Source organism: Paraburkholderia sp. A3BS-1L (assembly GCF_051125215.1).
Classification (GTDB): domain Bacteria; phylum Pseudomonadota; class Gammaproteobacteria; order Burkholderiales; family Burkholderiaceae; genus Paraburkholderia.
The window spans coordinates 27,268-42,461 of the sequence record NZ_CP120442.1 but is presented as its reverse complement, the minus strand read 5'-3'; the positions used below and the strand labels follow the sequence as shown (position 1 = coordinate 42,461).

General features: G+C 66.6%; 13 protein-coding genes and 1 tRNA gene. 4 read left to right on the top strand and 10 right to left on the bottom strand.

All coding sequences use genetic code 11. The features are described 5' to 3' along the window. Window positions 1–64: 64 nt before the first annotated feature. The 4 genes from mreC to rodA all read left to right on the top strand — a co-directional run bounded on the left by mreC (window position 65) and on the right by rodA (window position 5,451). Window positions 65–1,168: a rod shape-determining protein MreC gene (gene mreC / locus P5W99_RS00185; RefSeq protein ID WP_421022675.1), complete on the top strand. Its 1,104-nt coding sequence runs from the start codon at window positions 65–67 to the stop codon at window positions 1,166–1,168. Further along, a complete protein-coding gene (gene mreD / locus P5W99_RS00180; protein WP_421022674.1) occupies window positions 1,168–1,680 on the top strand; it encodes a rod shape-determining protein MreD in 513 nt (170 codons plus the stop codon). The genes mreC and mreD overlap by 1 nt, the downstream gene beginning before the upstream one ends. 114 nt (window positions 1,681–1,794) lie before the next feature. Further along, window positions 1,795–4,275 (top strand): penicillin-binding protein 2, encoded by a 2,481-nt coding sequence (mrdA, locus tag P5W99_RS00175; RefSeq protein ID WP_421022673.1) that lies wholly within the window; start codon window positions 1,795–1,797, stop codon window positions 4,273–4,275. A 9-nt stretch (window positions 4,276–4,284) separates the two neighbouring features. Then, the gene (rodA, locus tag P5W99_RS00170; protein WP_421022672.1) at window positions 4,285–5,451 is read left to right on the top strand and encodes a rod shape-determining protein RodA; all 1,167 of its coding nucleotides are present in this window, start codon (window positions 4,285–4,287) and stop codon (window positions 5,449–5,451) included. A 27-nt stretch (window positions 5,452–5,478) separates the two neighbouring features. Here the strand turns inward: rodA and P5W99_RS00165 are convergent, their stop codons facing one another. From P5W99_RS00165 to rsmB, 10 genes are all read right to left on the bottom strand, one after another. Further along, window positions 5,479–6,192: a tetratricopeptide repeat protein gene (locus P5W99_RS00165; RefSeq protein WP_421025135.1), complete on the bottom strand. Its 714-nt coding sequence runs from the start codon at window positions 6,190–6,192 to the stop codon at window positions 5,479–5,481. A gap of 89 nt (window positions 6,193–6,281) precedes the next feature. Continuing rightward, window positions 6,282–7,064: an HpcH/HpaI aldolase family protein gene (locus P5W99_RS00160; protein WP_421022671.1), complete on the bottom strand. Its 783-nt coding sequence runs from the start codon at window positions 7,062–7,064 to the stop codon at window positions 6,282–6,284. A gap of 205 nt (window positions 7,065–7,269) precedes the next feature. Next, window positions 7,270–7,713 (bottom strand): 6-carboxytetrahydropterin synthase QueD, encoded by a 444-nt coding sequence (queD, locus tag P5W99_RS00155; protein WP_421025134.1) that lies wholly within the window; start codon window positions 7,711–7,713, stop codon window positions 7,270–7,272. Window positions 7,714–7,754: 41 nt separating this feature from the next. After that, the gene (gene queE / locus P5W99_RS00150; RefSeq protein ID WP_421044676.1) at window positions 7,755–8,387 is read right to left on the bottom strand and encodes a 7-carboxy-7-deazaguanine synthase; all 633 of its coding nucleotides are present in this window, start codon (window positions 8,385–8,387) and stop codon (window positions 7,755–7,757) included. A gap of 189 nt (window positions 8,388–8,576) precedes the next feature. Further along, complete coding sequence (gene queC / locus P5W99_RS00145; RefSeq protein WP_421022669.1) at window positions 8,577–9,311, bottom strand: 7-cyano-7-deazaguanine synthase QueC; 735 nt, start codon at window positions 9,309–9,311, stop codon at window positions 8,577–8,579. 241 nt (window positions 9,312–9,552) lie between these two features. Further along, a tRNA-Phe gene (locus P5W99_RS00140) sits at window positions 9,553–9,628 on the bottom strand. 65 nt (window positions 9,629–9,693) lie between these two features. Next, window positions 9,694–10,386, bottom strand: coding sequence for a response regulator transcription factor EsaR (gene esaR, locus P5W99_RS00135; RefSeq protein ID WP_421042636.1), 693 nt, complete (start codon window positions 10,384–10,386; stop codon window positions 9,694–9,696). Further along, window positions 10,387–12,840 (bottom strand): sensor histidine kinase, encoded by a 2,454-nt coding sequence (locus P5W99_RS00130; protein WP_421022664.1) that lies wholly within the window; start codon window positions 12,838–12,840, stop codon window positions 10,387–10,389. It abuts the gene before it with no gap. Continuing rightward, window positions 12,830–13,420, bottom strand: coding sequence for a DUF4390 domain-containing protein (locus P5W99_RS00125; protein ID WP_413187424.1), 591 nt, complete (start codon window positions 13,418–13,420; stop codon window positions 12,830–12,832). The genes P5W99_RS00130 and P5W99_RS00125 overlap by 11 nt, the downstream gene beginning before the upstream one ends. Continuing rightward, window positions 13,417–15,012 (bottom strand): 16S rRNA (cytosine(967)-C(5))-methyltransferase, encoded by a 1,596-nt coding sequence (rsmB, locus tag P5W99_RS00120; RefSeq protein WP_421022663.1) that lies wholly within the window; start codon window positions 15,010–15,012, stop codon window positions 13,417–13,419. The genes P5W99_RS00125 and rsmB overlap by 4 nt, the downstream gene beginning before the upstream one ends. Window positions 15,013–15,194 lie beyond the last annotated feature (182 nt).

Sequence of the window (15,194 nt, the reverse complement as noted above, 5' to 3'; positions counted from 1 at the left end):
CCGCTGTTGCGTTTTACGTCTCATCGTTAGTTTCACCGAACCGCACACGCGCCCGGCGCCGACCATGGAATACAGTCCGCCGCCTTTATTCAAGCAAGGCCCCTCGGCACTCGCACGGCTAATCTTCTTCGTCGTTCTGTCGATTGCGCTGCTGATCTCCGACGCCCGCTTCAAGACCCTCGAAGTCGTGCGCGGCGTGCTCGGCGCAGGTCTTTACCCGCTGCAACGCGCCGCCCTCGTGCCGCGCGACCTCTTCATGGGCGCGGCCGACCTCGCCGTGACGAGCGCCGCGTTGCGCCAGGACAACGCCAAACTGCACGCGCGCAATCTACAGCTCTCGCAGCAAGCCAACGACGCGGCCACGCTCGCCGCCGAAAACGCGCATCTGCGCGCGCTGCTGCAGCTTTCACAGCGCATCGGCGCGCAAACCACGCCCGCCGAGATCCAGTACGACACACGCGACCCGTTCACGCAGAAGGTTGTGATCGGCGGCGGCACCCAGCAGGGCGTGCAGGACGGCGCGCCTGTGGTAAGCGAAGACGGCGTGATCGGGCAGGTCACGCGGGTGTTCCCGATGCAGTCCGAGGTCACGCTCGTGACCGACAAAGACCTGGCAGTGCCGGTCGAGATCGTGCGCACCGGCCTGCGCAGCGTGATCTACGGCACGGCCAAGGGCGATCTGCTCGACCTGCGCTTCGTGCCGATCAGCGCCGACGTGCAAGTGGGCGACGAACTCGTGACGAGCGGTCTCGACGGCGTGTATCCGCAAGGGCTGCCGGTCGCGAAGGTGCTGCGCATCGACAAGCAGGCCGACACGGCGTTTGCGCGCGTGATCTGCGTGCCGCTCGCGGCGGTTCGGGGCGCGCGCGAGGTGCTGGTGCTGCATTTCGTGGCGCAAGTGCCGCCCAATCCGATCGAGGCCGCCGAAGCCGCTTCTGCCGCTGCCGCCGCCGAGGCCAAGGACGCGAAGAAGAAAAAGTCGAAGGCTGCGGACAAGAAGGCCGACGACAAATCGAAGCCTGCTGGAGCCAAGCCCGCCGCTAATGCATCAACCGGCGCACCCACCGGCGCGCCGGCGCCCCAGGCGAAGACCCAGGCGGCGGAACATGCGAGCACTGCGGCGAAGGCGCCTGCAGCCGCGCCCGCGAAGCCGCAGGGGGGGCATTGATGACGCGCCCGCAATACATCCTGCAGCCGGTCAACCCGTATTTCATCGCGTTCAGCCTCGCGGCCGCGTTCCTGCTAAACCTGCTGCCCTGGGGCAAGCTGCCGGGCATTCCGGACTTCGTCGCGCTCGTGCTGCTGTTCTGGAACATTCACCAGCCGCGCAAGGTCGGCATGGGCATCGCGTTCTGCCTCGGGCTGCTGATGGACGTGCACAATGCGAACCTGCTGGGCGAGCACGCGCTCGCCTACACGCTGCTCTCCTATGGCGCGATCACGATTCATCGCCGCGTGCTCTGGATGTCGCTCGGCGTGCAGATGTTCGCCGTCATGCCGATGCTCGTCGGCGCGCAGATCGTGCCGTTCGTGGTGCGCCTCCTGATGGGCGCGCCGTTCCCCGGCTGGGGCTATCTGATCAGCGGCTTCGTGGAGGCCGTGCTCTGGCCGCTCGCCAGCATCGTGCTGCTGCTGCCGCAGCGCCGCCCCGTCGACCCCGACGACACCCGGCCCATTTGAGCGGCGCGCACGCCGCTTCCCGTTGAAGACGCAATCGATGACCCATCCTTACCACCGGCACGATCGGCCCGCCGCAGCGCCTGAGCGAGGCGCGGGCCCCGCTGCTCCGAGCGCATGACCGAATTCAAGGACACCCAGCAGCAGCTCACGAAATTCCGCCTGCGCGTCGCGGCTGCGGGCGTGTTCGTGTTCGTCTGCTTCGGGCTGATCGCGTTCCGGTTCCTCTGGCTGCAAGTCTGGAACCACAACAAGTACTCGCTGCAGGCCGACGAGAACCGCATCTCGGTCGCGCCCATCGTGCCGAACCGCGGCATCATCACCGACCGCAACGGCGTCGTGCTCGCGAAGAACTACTCGGCGTACACACTCGAAATCACGCCCTCGAAGCTCACCGACACGCTCGACAACACCATCGACGAACTCTCGACGGTGATCCCGATCGACGCGCGCGACCGCCGCCGCTTCAAGAAGCTGCTCGAGGACTCGAAGAACTTCGAGAGCCTGCCGATCCGCACCCGCCTCACCGACGAGGAAGTCTCACGCTTCACCGCGCAGCGCTTTCGCTTTCCCGGCGTGGAGGTGCGCGCGCGCCTGTTCCGTCAATACCCGCTCGGCACCACGGCCGCGCACGTGATCGGCTATATCGGCCGCATCTCGCAGCGCGACCAGGAGCGCATCGACGACATGAGCGACAAGAATGACGAGGATCCCGAGCATTACGATCCGCGGCTCGACGCGAACAACTACAAGGGCACCGACTACATCGGCAAGATCGGCGTCGAGCAGAGCTACGAAACGGAGCTGCACGGCCTGACCGGCTTCGAGGAAGTCGAGGTGACCGCGGGCGGGCGCCCCGTGCGCACGCTCAAGCGCACCCAAGCCACGCCCGGCAACAATCTCGTGCTCTCGCTCGACATCGGCTTGCAGCAAGTGGCCGAGCAGGCCTTCGCGGGCAAGCGCGGCGCGCTCGTGGCGATCGAGCCGTCCACGGGCGACATTCTCGCGTTCGTTTCGGCGCCGAGCTTCGACCCGAACTCGTTCGTGGACGGCATCGACCAGCAGACCTGGGACGCGCTGAACAACTCGCCCGATCACCCGCTCCTGAACCGGCCGCTGCACGGCACCTACCCGCCGGGCTCGACCTACAAGCCATTCATGGCGCTCGCCGCGCTCACGCTGCACAAGCGCACGCCGGGCTGGGGCTTCTCGGACCCGGGCTTCTACATGTTCGGCGGCCATCGCTTCAACAACGATGTGCGCTCCGGCCAGGGCTGGGTCGACATGAACAAGGCGATCATGGTGTCGAACGACACCTACTTCTTCATGCTCGCGCACGACCTGGGCGTGGACAACATCGCGAACTTCATGAAGCCGCTCGGCTTTGGCCAGTTGACCGGCATCGACATCGCGGGCGAGGCGCGCGGCATCCTGCCCTCCACCGAGTGGAAGCGCAAAGCCTATCGCCGGCCCGAGCAACAGCGCTGGTACGAAGGCGAGACCATCAGCCTTGGCATCGGCCAGGGCTACAACTCGTTCACGATCCTGCAACTCGCCCACGCGACGGCCACGCTCGCCAATAACGGCGTCCTCATGAAGCCCCACCTCGTGAAGGAGATCGAAAATCCGATCACGAAGGCGCAGCACCTCACCGTGCCGAACGAAAGCGGCCGGCTGAACGTGAAACAGTCCGATATCGACGTCGTGAAGCGCGGCATGGAAAACGTCGACATGAACCCCTCAGGCACGGCCTACGCGGTCTTCAAAAACGCGCCCTACACCTCGGCGGGCAAGACCGGCACGGCGCAGGTGTTCTCGCTGCAGGGCGGCAAGTATCAGGCGCATGCGCTCGCCGAGCATCTGCGCGACCACGCGCTCTTCATTGCGTTCGCGCCCGCCGAAAAGCCGCAGATCGCCGTCGCGCTGATCGTCGAGAACGGCGGCTGGGGTGCGCAGTCAGCGGGTCCGATCGCGCGGCGCGTGCTCGATTACTGGCTCGTCGACCGCCTGAAGCCAGGCGTCGAGCAGGCTGCCGTGGCCGAGGCGGCCTCGGCCACGCAGGATGCGTCCGCGCCCACCATCGGCGGTGCGCCGCTGGCCAGCTCGGGGACCACAGGAACAACGCCGGTCAGGGTTGCGGCGGGCTTCACGCCACTGCCGATTCCCGGCGCGGCTTCGGCAGCCGAAGCGGCTTCGGCCGCGGCGGCGGCTTCGGCTGCTGCGGCGGCCTCCGAAGCTTCTGCGGCTGCGGCCACATCGGGCACCTCCGCCGCGACCGTGCCCGGCGCCGCGCCGGCACGAGCCGGTGCATCCAGGCCCGCCAGCGCGAGCGCCCGCGAGAAAACGCACAAGCCGAGCGCCGGGCCGGCCGCCCCCGAGGCCCCCCAGGGCACCGATGCCGTGAGCGGCGGCACCGCGACCACCACGCCAGGCACTGCGGCGCCGGACAACGAAGCTGCGGCCCAGCGGCCCGGCGCTGCCTCGCTGCCCCGCCATTTCGGCCCAGGTCCGCATCGCCCGCGCCGCCCCGCCAGCGCGCCCGACGCGGCCACGCTCGCGCCGCAGCCCTTGCGCGCCACGGGCGGCATCGACGAGTAAGGAATTCCCATGCCTTTCTTCCAGTTCGAAAAGATCGACAAGCGCGCCGTGCTGGACGCGTTGCGCAAGATGTTCGTGGGCTTCGATCGCCCGCTCGCGCTCACGGTGTTCCTGCTGCTGTGCGTGGGCATCGTCACGCTGTATAGCGCAACCCTCGACATGCCGGGCCGCGTCGAAGACCAGCTGCGCAACATCATGTTTACCTTCGTGCTGATGTGGGCGCTCGCCAATGTCCCACCCACCACGCTCATGCGCTTCGCGGTGCCGGTCTACACGTTCGGCATCGCCCTGCTGATCGCGGTCGCGCTATTCGGCCTCACGCGCAAGGGCGCAAAGCGCTGGATTAACGTGGGGGTCGTGATCCAGCCTTCCGAGATTCTCAAGATCGCCACGCCGCTCATGCTCGCGTGGTACTACCAGCGCCGCGAAGGCGTGATGCGCTGGTACGACTTCGTGGTCGGCTTCGTGATCCTGCTCGTGCCGGTGGGGCTGATCGCCAAGCAGCCGGACCTCGGCACCGCCGTGCTCGTGTTCGCTGCGGGCTTCTTCGTAATTTATTTCGCGGGGCTCTCGTTCAAGCTGATCGTGCCGGTGCTCATTGCAGGCGTGATTGCCGTGGCGTCGATCGCGGCGTTCCAGGACAAGATCTGCCAGCCGCAGGTGAACTGGCCGCTCCTGCACGATTACCAGAAACACCGCATCTGCACGCTGCTCGACCCGACTTCCGACCCGCTCGGCAAGGGCTTCCACACGATTCAGGCGGTGATCGCCATCGGCTCGGGCGGCCCGCTCGGCAAGGGCTGGCTCAAGGGCACGCAGTCGCATCTGGAGTTCATCCCCGAGAAGCACACTGACTTCATCTTCGCGGTGTTCTCGGAGGAGTTCGGCATGGCGGGCGGGATCGTGCTGCTCACGCTCTACATGTGCCTGATCGCACGCGGGCTCTATATCGCCGCCAACGGCGCGACGCTATTCGGGCGATTATTGGCCGGCTCGCTCACGATGGCGTTCTTCACCTATGCGTTCGTGAATATCGGCATGGTGAGCGGCATCCTGCCCGTGGTGGGCGTGCCGCTGCCGTTCATGAGCTACGGCGGCACCGCGCTCACGACGCTCGGCGTCGCCATCGGGCTGATCATGAGCGTCGGGCGGCAGAAGCGGCTGATGCAGAGCTAGGCCTGCCGTCTTCCACACCCACCGCACTCATTGCGGCGGTGCCGCCTTCATCAGTTGCGCGCTCAACTGCTTGTACTTGAGCAGCGCCACCTGGTCGCCCTGCGCGGCCGCCGCCGCATAGTAGGCGCGCGCGACGTTCAGGTTCTTCGGCACGCCGTCGCCGCCGCGCTCGTAGAACGAGCCGGTCACGTACTGCGCCGTCATGTCGCCGCCCTCGGCGGCCTTCTTGTACCAGTAGAACGCCTGCTTGTTGTCTCGCGACGTGCCGCGCCCATCGAGGAACTGGTTCGCCAGCGCGAGCTCGGCCTGCACGTGGCCCTGCTTCGCGGCCTTCAGGAACCACTGATGCGCCAGCGCCGGGTCGCGCTCGACGAAATCGCCGTCGTCGTACATCTTGCCGTAGACGTACTGCGCATGGGACATGTTCGCGTCGGCGGCCTTGCGCAGCCACTTGCGGCCCTCGCCCACGTCGGCGCCGCCGCCCTCGCCGTTGATCAGCATCATCGCGTAGTTGAACTCGGCGAGCCGGTTGCCGCGCTCGGCGGCGGCCTTGAATTCGGCGCGCGCGCCCGCGAGATTGCCGGCGTTGTAGTCGGCCACGGCGTTGGCCGTCTGCGGATCGGATTGCGCACCTGCAACGGGTTTCGTGACGGCCGCGCTTGCACCCGCACTTGCACCTGCACTTGCCCCTGTACGTGCACCTGCACTCGCGCTCGCTGCCCCCGCGGCACCAGCCGCCATCGTCTGGCCGCTTGCGCCAAACGCCGCGCCAGCGACACAAGCCGCCGCCACCACGCCGACAAACTGCGCGCGCAACGCTTTCGGACGCTTCATGACCTCGCCTCCTGGAGCGCCTGGCGCGTCGCGCGCATGAGCCAGATGACATCGGCGGCGAGCGCGACGAAGTTGAAGCCCATCTCGCGATACTGCTTCGCCTGCGCGGCATCCATTGCAAAGATGCCCGCCCCCACGCCTGCCGCACGCGCTGCGGCAACGATGCGCGTCATCGCGGCAACGACGTCAGGGTGCTTCGAATCGCCCAGATGGCCGAGGCTTGCGGCAAGATCGGCAGGCCCGGCGAAGAGACAATCGACGCCCGGCACCACTGCGATTTTCTCGACCTCGCCGAGTGCCGCCGCCGATTCGATCTGGATGATCGAGGCGACTTGCGCGTTCGCGCCATGCAGATAATCGCGCCGCATGCCGTAGGCCGCCGCGCGCACCACGCCCGCGACGCCGCGCTGGCCGCCCGGCGCATCGGCATCGGGATATTGGGTGTAGCTCACCACACGGGCGGCTTCGTCGGCGGAGGTCACGTTGGGAAACATCACCGTGCGCACGCCCGCGTCGAGCACGCGCTTGACGAGCCACGGCTCGTTCGCCTGGATGCGCACGACCGGCTCGGTCGGCAAATGGGCCGCCGCGATCGCACGTAATTGCGCGATGACGTCGCTGCTGTCGTTGGGCGAATGCTCCATGTCGATCAGCAGCCAGTCGAAACCGGCGTGCGCGAGCGCCTCGGCGGCGGTCTCGCTGCCCATCGAAAGCCACAGGCCGTAAAGCGGCTCAGCTTCCTTGAGGCGTTCCTTGAGGGGATTAGTGAAGGTGCTCATTGCCGTGCTCCCGGCGAGTTGCGGGACGCGCGCGTCCCGCGCGGGCCTGGCGGCCCGGCAGCGCCGCAGCCGGCATGTCTCGCTCCGTTGTGTTGTCGGGCCGCGCGGACGCGGGCCTTGCCGGAACGATCATACCGCGACAAAAGTTTGAGGGCCGGGCGGAAAACCCGGCCTTAGGGCTCGGCGCGGGCCTCGATGCCGGCGCTCAATCGCGCGTGACTTCAGCCCAGCAATTCGGCGTTTCGTACAGACGCAGCTTTTGCAGTTGCAGATTCACGCCGTAATGCGCGTCGTAAACGTTAGCGAGGATCTCGAACGCGATGGCCGCGAGATTTTCCACGGTCGGAATGCGGTCGATCACGACCGTCTTGTGACCCGGCAACGTTTCGAGAAAACCGCGCACCTGCGCGTCGTCTTCGAAGACGATGAACGCGTGATCCCACAAATCGACGAGATGCTGGTTCGCGAGCGCCTTCACGTCGGCGAAATCCATCACCATGCCGCGGTCGGGCGCGCCTTCCGTTTCGACGGTGTCGCCTTGCAGCGTGACTTCCAGCACGTAGCGATGGCCGTGCAGGTTGCGACACTGGCTGCGGTGGTCGGGAATGCGGTGGCCCGCGTCGAATTCGAGTTTTCGGGTGATCGTCAGCACGGCGCTTTTAACCAGTCAGGCAAGGAATCAGGGGATGCTCAGGGAATGTTCAGGTACTTGTGAGTCTGCATCGACAGGCGCCATTGCGGATGGCGCTTGCACCAGTCGATCGCGAGCTTCGTGTTCAGGTCGCGCGACGGGCCGTCCATCGGCTGAACGAGGAAATACTCGAAATCGAGCTTCGCATAGTCGGCGAGGCGCTGGTTGTCCTGGGGCACCACCACCTTCAACTCGTTGCCCTTCGTGACGACGAGCGGCGCGTCGGCCTTCGGGCTCACGCAGATCCAGTCGATGGTATCCAGCACGGGCAGCGAACCATTGGTTTCAATGGCGATCTCGAAGCCGGCGGCATGCAGCGCATCGACGAACGGCTGGTCGATCTGCAGCATCGGCTCGCCGCCGGTGCACACGACGAAGCGGTTGCCCTCGCCTTCGGGCCAGAGCGACGCGATCATCGCGACGAGTTCCTCGGGCGTGCGGTACTTGCCGCCGTTCTCGCCGTCGGTGCCCACGAAATCGGTGTCGCAGAAACGACAGACCGCCGTTTCACGGTCTTCCTCGCGGCCCGACCACAAGTTGCAGCCGGCGAACCGGCAAAACACGGCCGGACGTCCGGCGTTCGCGCCCTCGCCCTGCAATGTGTAGAAAATTTCCTTTACTGCGTACGTCATGCTTACTGCCTGATCATGTTCAATGCGCGCGTTCACTGCGCATGTTCCCTGCGTGTCGACGCGCTGGGAGCGGGTTATTTCGGGCGCTGATTGTCTTGCTGCCTTCGTTCGGCGGGACGCGCCGCCCGTGCGCCGCCCCGCTCATGCTGCCACGCCATGCAAAGCGCGTGGCGCGCGCCCGTCATCGGTTCAGACCGGCGCTTGCGTCACCTGCTCGCCCGCGAGGTACGCTTCGTAGCCGCGCTTGCGCAACTTGCACGCCGGGCATTCGCCGCAGCCGAAGCCCCAGTCGTTGAGCTCGGCGCGCTCGCCCACGTAGCACGTATGCGTTTCCACGCGCACCAGTTCGACCAGCGGCTCACCGCCCAGTTTCTGCGCGAGACGCCACGTGTCGGCCTTGTCGAGCCACATGAGCGGCGTTTCGATCACGAGGCGGGTTTCCATGCCCAGATTGAGCGTGACTTGCAGCGCCTTCATGGTGTCGTCGCGGCAGTCGGGATAGCCCGAGAAGTCGGTTTCGCACATGCCGCCCACGAGGAACTTGAGCCCGCGCCGGTAAGCAATCGCCGCGGCGATCTGCATGAACATCAGATTGCGGCCCGGCACGAAGGTGTTCGGCAAGCCGTTGGCCGCCGTCTCGATCTCGATTTCGCGCGTCATGGCCGTGTCGCTGATCGAGCCCAACACCGAAAGATCGATCATGTGATCGTCGCCCAGGCGCTCGCCCCACTCGGGGAAGGTCTGCCCAACGGCCGCGCGAAAGCCTTCACGGCATTCCAGTTCGACGCGATGACGCTGGCCATAATCGAAGCCGAGCGTCTCGACAGTGTCGTAGCGGTCGAGCGCCCAGGCAAGGCACGTAGCCGAGTCCTGGCCGCCGGAAAACAGCACCAGCGCGCCGTTCCTGGGTTCTGTTCGAGTCACCGTGAAACTCCGTATCAAGAGGTTCCGCGCGGTCGCAAGCCTTGAAAACCCGCCGTGCGGACCCGCGCGGGTCTTTCCCCTGCGCAGGCCAATGCAGTATAGGCCGCTGTATTTTTGCGAATATCGGCGCTACTTTATACCGCTGATATTCCATCCGCTGTGTTCGGCACGACAGGACATGCCGTGCCGCCAGAACAACGAAAAAGCCCCAGGAATCGTACGATCTCCTGGGGCTGCATTCTGGTGGCCTGGGACGGAATCGAACCATCGACACGCGGATTTTCAATCCGCTGCTCTACCAACTGAGCTACCGGGCCAACGAAGAAGAAGAATTATAGCGACACTGACAGGACTGCGCAAGCGCTTTCGCAAAAAAATCTGCTTACTCGCCCTTGCTCTTGCCCAGGTCCACACCGAGCTGCTTGAGCTTGCGGTACAGGTGCGTGCGCTCGAGGCCGGTCTTCTCGGCCACGCGCGTCATGCTGCCGTTCTCGCGCGCGAGGTGGTACTCGAAGTAGGCGCGCTCGAATGCGTCGCGAGCGTCGCGCAACGGGATGTCGAACGAAATCGACGCCACGCCCGCCGCGGCCGCGCCGCCCGACGCGCCGTCGGCGCCCAGCACCGGCAGCGCCGCCGCCGACGCCACCACGGCCGGCCCGCCCGCAGCCGGCTTCGCGGCGCCCGCGGCCGTCGCGGGCACAGGCGCGGCGCTCCCGCGCGCGAGCCCCTGCTCGACCGCCTTCAGCAGCTTTTGCAGCGCAATCGGCTTTTCGAGGAAGTTGAGCGCGCCGATCTTGGTCGCCTCGACCGCCGTGTCGATCGTCGCATGCCCCGACATCATGATGACGGGCATCGTCAGTTGGCCATGCGCGGCCCATTCCTTGAGCAGCGTGACGCCGTCGGTGTCCGGCATCCAGATATCGAGCAGCACCAGGTCCGGCACCTGGCGCTGACGGAATTCGCGCGCCTCCTGCGCGTCCTCCGCAAGCTCCACGACGTGTCCTTCGTCGCTGAGGATCTCCGAGAGCAATTCCCGGATGCCCATTTCATCGTCTACCACCAGGATGGTTGCCATTTACGCTGCCCTTGTCTGCACTGTTGCTTTTGATCCCTGCTCCGTTGCCGCGCGCACCGCCTTTGCGGTGCCGCGCGTGGCGGCATCCGACGAAGCGCCCGGGTGGGTGTCCGGGTTGGCGTCATCCGCCAGTTGGAGAAAGAGGATCGAGATCTGCGCGCCCTCTATCACATCGCCCGCTTTCATGCGATTGCGGATGTCGATGCGTGCGCCGTGCTCGTCGATGATCTTCTTCACCATCGCGAGCCCGAGTCCTGTTCCTTTGGCCTTGGTTGTCACATAGGGTTCGAATGCGCGCGTGAGAATGCGCGCCGGGAAACCGGGCCCGTTGTCCGACACCGTGAGCCGCACCGCGACGCGCGTGCGGCCGTCCGCGTCCGGATCGCCGTATTCTACGGCCCGCGTCTCCAGTGCCACGCGTGGAGTCTCAACATCGGCCACCGCGTCTTGAGCATTTTGCAAAAGGTTGTGAATCACCTGGCGCAATTGCGTTGCGTCGCCGCGGATGACCGGCAGCGCGGAAAGCTCGACCTTGATCGTGCTCTTGCCTTCTTCCGCGCCGTACAGCGTGAGCACTTCGCTCACGAGGTCGTTCAGTTGCAGGCTCGCGAGCACCGCCGGCGGCGTGCGCGCGTAGTCGCGGAAATTGTCGACCATCTGCTTCATCGCCGCGACCTGGTTGACGATGGTGGTCGCGCCGCGCTTGAGCACCTCGGCGTCCGAAGGAGCGAGCTTGTCGGTGAGCTTCATCTGCAAGCGCTCGGCCGAAAGCTGGATCGGCGTGAGCGGATTCTTGATCTCGTGCGCGAGTCGCCGCGCGACTTCGCCCCATGCCACCGAGCGCTGTGCCGAGATCACGTCGGAGATGTCGTCGAACACCACCACGTAGCCCGAGGTCTGCATGTCGCCGGCGTCGCGGCCCGTGTCGGAGACGAGGCGCGCGCCGCGCACGAGCAGCGTGAGCGGATCGGTCTCGCCCGCCACCGGCACGGAGAACTGCTGCTGCCAATGGCCGTGATCCACGTCGCTGCCTTCGCGATCGGTGCGCGAGGCTTCCTGGTCGGCGAACGCCTTGCGCACCATCGCCGCGAAGTCGCCGAGCGCGGCCACATGATCGATGGGCAAGCCCAGCTGCGCCTGGAACGGATGGCGGAAGATGCGCTCGGCGCCGGGGTTCGCCGTCGTCAGCCGGAACTGGCGGTCGAACACGAATACGCCCGCCGTGAGATTCGCGAGGATGCTCTCGAGATACGCCTTCGAATGCTCGAGCGCGACGCGGTTCTTCTCCACGGCCTGGCGCGCTTCGGAAAGCTGACGCGTCATCGCGTTGAACGACTGCGTGAGGAAGCCCAGTTCGTCGCGCGACTTGATCTCGCGCTTGGGCGTGTAGTCGCCCTCGGTCACTTCCTTAGTGCCCTGCGCGAGCAGGAAGAGCGGACGTGCGAGCTGGTTGCCGAGCGCGAGCGCCAGCATCATCGCAACGAAGGTGGCGAGAAAGAGCGCGAGCGTGAGCGTGCCGATATACATCTTGCGCAAGCCGGTGCGGCCCAGCGCCTTTTCCTGGTACTCGCGATAGGCGCGCTGCACGGCGTCGGCGTTGCGCGCAAGCGCGGCGGGCACCGGCTGCTCCAGTTGCAGGAAGCGCTCGACCGGTTGCAGGTCGGTGGTGTTCGCATCGGGAATGCGCGTGACGACGCGCAGCCGCAGCGCGCCCTTCGGACCGTGCAGACGCGGGTCGCCATCGACTTCGCCTTCGATCGCCGCGTAGCCGCGCCCGCGCGCCTGATCGATCATGAGCGCGGTGGGCAGGTCGGCCGGCATCAGCGAGGAGAAGTTGCTCGAAGCCTGCGCGACGACGTGCATCTCCGGCGCCGCGCCCGACATGCTGCGCACCGGCTCGACGATGGTGGCGTCCTGCACGCCGAACTGGTCACGCGCGCGCAGCAGCGTGAGCGTGGTGCCCGCAGCCTGGCCGGTCGCGATCTGCTCGGCCATCAGACGCGCCTTGGTTTGCAGATCGGAGAGCGAGGCGTCGAGCATGCCGCGCCCGAGATTCAGGCCCGCCGTGAGCGCCGTCTCCACGTTCACGTCGAACCAAGACTCGATCGAGCGCGAGACGAACTGATACGAAACGACATAGATGATGCCGCCCGGCACCACGCCCACGAGCGCGAAGAAAAACGCGAGCTTGGCCAGCAAACGCGTGCCGAACTTGCCGCGCCGCAAGCGCACGACGATCACGATCACGAGCGCCGTGACCACCGCGAGGAAGATCAGCGCGACGCCGATGTTGGCCGCATAGAGCCAGCCGTAGTAGCGGTCGAAGAACTCGGTGTTCGCGCTCGCGGCGGCAAGCAGCACGAGCAGCAGCGTCGCGGTGAGCGCGACAGTGGACACGAGCAGTCGGATGACGATGCCGCTGACACTGGTGGCGCGGCGCACTTTATTTAGCACGTTCGGTCACCGTGAAGTTAAAGCGCTTCCAGTCGGAAGCGAGATTCCAGTCGCGGTTGTTGACCGCATCGATCTGGAAGGGCTTGGGCATGAGCGCGACGTCGAGTTGCATGCGCACGGACGCCGTATAGGTTTCGCCCGCATGCACCTGCTTGCTGTCGATCACGTGCCACGACGTGACATGCTTGATGACGGCGAGCGCGTCGGCCAGCGTCGAAAAGCCGAGCTGCAGGCCGCCGCTCGACACGCGGTACTCGCGCGTGAGCGGCTGGAACGAGAGACGAATGCTTTGCGAGACGCTCGCGGGCTGCTCGTCGAACCAGTACCAGCGTGGGCGCGTGAGTTCGAAGTCCGTGGTGAAGTAGAGCGGAATGCCCTTGTTGACCGCATCTTCCAGGCTGCTATTGAGCTCGAAGTCGAAGCGCGCGTCGAGGCTCCAGCCGGAGCCGTCGGCCTGCAGCGACGCCCGTTGCACCGAGATCGAATCGGCGCGCGCCGGCTTGACGGCCAGCAGGCCGAAAGCCAGCGCGATCCCGATCAGGATCGCAAAGCGTAGCGGGAAGAAGCGTTTGATGATCACCGTTTCTGGAAGCGCGCGTAGAAGAAGCCGTCGTGATCCGCGGTGCGATCGGGAACGGGGCGGGCGTCGTTCTGCACTTGCGCATCGCGCCGCGCCACGCTGGCTGCGCCACTCTGTGCCCCCCCGGCCGGCGCGCCGTCGGTCGCCGGCAGCAGTTGCCCCGGCGCGTCCAATCGTACCGCATCCGCGTGGGTGCTTTCAAACCAGCTCGCCTGCGCCTCGCCTTCCTCGGGGAAGATCGAGCACGTCACGTAAAGCAACTCGCCGCCCGGCTTGAGCAAGGCCCACAGCGCCTCGGCGATGCGGCGCTGCTCCTGCACCAGCGCAGCGATGTCGCTTTGACGGCGCAGCCAGCGAATGTCGGGATGGCGGCGCACGATGCCCGAAGCGGAGCACGGCACGTCCGCGAGAATGCGGTCGAACGGCACGCCGTCGAACCAGCTTTCGGGCGCACCCGCGTCGCCGATCACGACGCGCGCGCGCCAGGCGGGTGGGGGTGCATCGTCATCGGCTTCGTCGTCAGCCTGGTCGTGCACCTCCTCAGCCGAAAAACCCAAACGCGCAAAGTTTTCGCCGATGCGCGCCGCGCGCGTGGCATCGCTTTCGAGCGCGATCAAGTCGATGTCGGCGAGTTCGAGCAGATGGCCGCTCTTGCCGCCGGGCGCCGCGCACGCGTCGAGCACACGCATGCCGTCGCGCACGCCCATGATTTGCGCGGCGATTTGCGCGCCGGCGTCTTGCACCGAGGCGTCGCCGGCCATGAAGCCGGGAATGCGGTCGACCGGCAGCGGTGCGGCAAGGCGCACGGCGTGCTCGCCGATCCGCGTCGCGGCGATGTTTTCATCGGCCAGACGTTGCAGATAGTCGGCCGTGCTCGCGCGGCGCGCGTTCACGCGCAGCGTGAGCGGCCCCTGCGTGTTGCCCGCTTCGAGAATCGCCTGCCAACGGTCGGGCCACGCCTTGCGGATCGCGTCGATCCACCATTGCGGATAATTCCAGCGCGCGACCTCGTCGCCCTGGGCGGCGGCCAGCGCGCTCTCGCGCTCGCGCAGGAAACCGCGCAGCACCGCATTCACGAGGCCTTTCGCGAAGGCGATGTCGCGGCGCGCGCCGATCGCGCGCACGGCCTGATCGACGACGGTAAAGGGCGTGTAGGCGGCGTGCGCCTCGTCGTCGACGAGCAGTGCGAGCGCGCACGCGAGCAGGTTCGTCACGGGCGGCGGCGGCGCCTTGCTCACACGCTGCTTGATCAGCCAGTCCACGGTGCCGAGGCGTCGCATCGTGCGATACGCGATGTCCTGCACAGCGCCGCGCGCCGTCGCTGCGAACTCGTGCGGAAGCGCGCCGAAAGCGCTCGTGAGCGCCGCCGGCAAAGCCGCGCCCGCGCGCACCGCACCCACGATATGCGCCGCCGTGTCGAGCGCGAAGCCGAGCGATTCGGGAGCCAGATGGACGGCTTGATGCGCGGCGGCCTTGCGCGGCGTGGCCTGATCCGACCGGCGCGCCGGCGAGGCGGGACGCCCTGCACGCTTGGCACGTGGCTGGGCAGACGGCGATGAGCCGGACGGGCGGCGCGAGGAGCTGGATGTCATGGAAAAACCGGGAGCGGGCCGCGCCGGGGCGCGGCGAATCGTGCAAAAAGCAAACCACAAGCGAGCCATTGTAGCGTGGCGCGAACGCAACGCTGCTCGCCGGGCCGAATCGGCAAGGCACCGCACTGCTGCGCGCCCGCCATGCACCAATAAAAAAGGCAGACCGTGGGGACTGCCCCGGG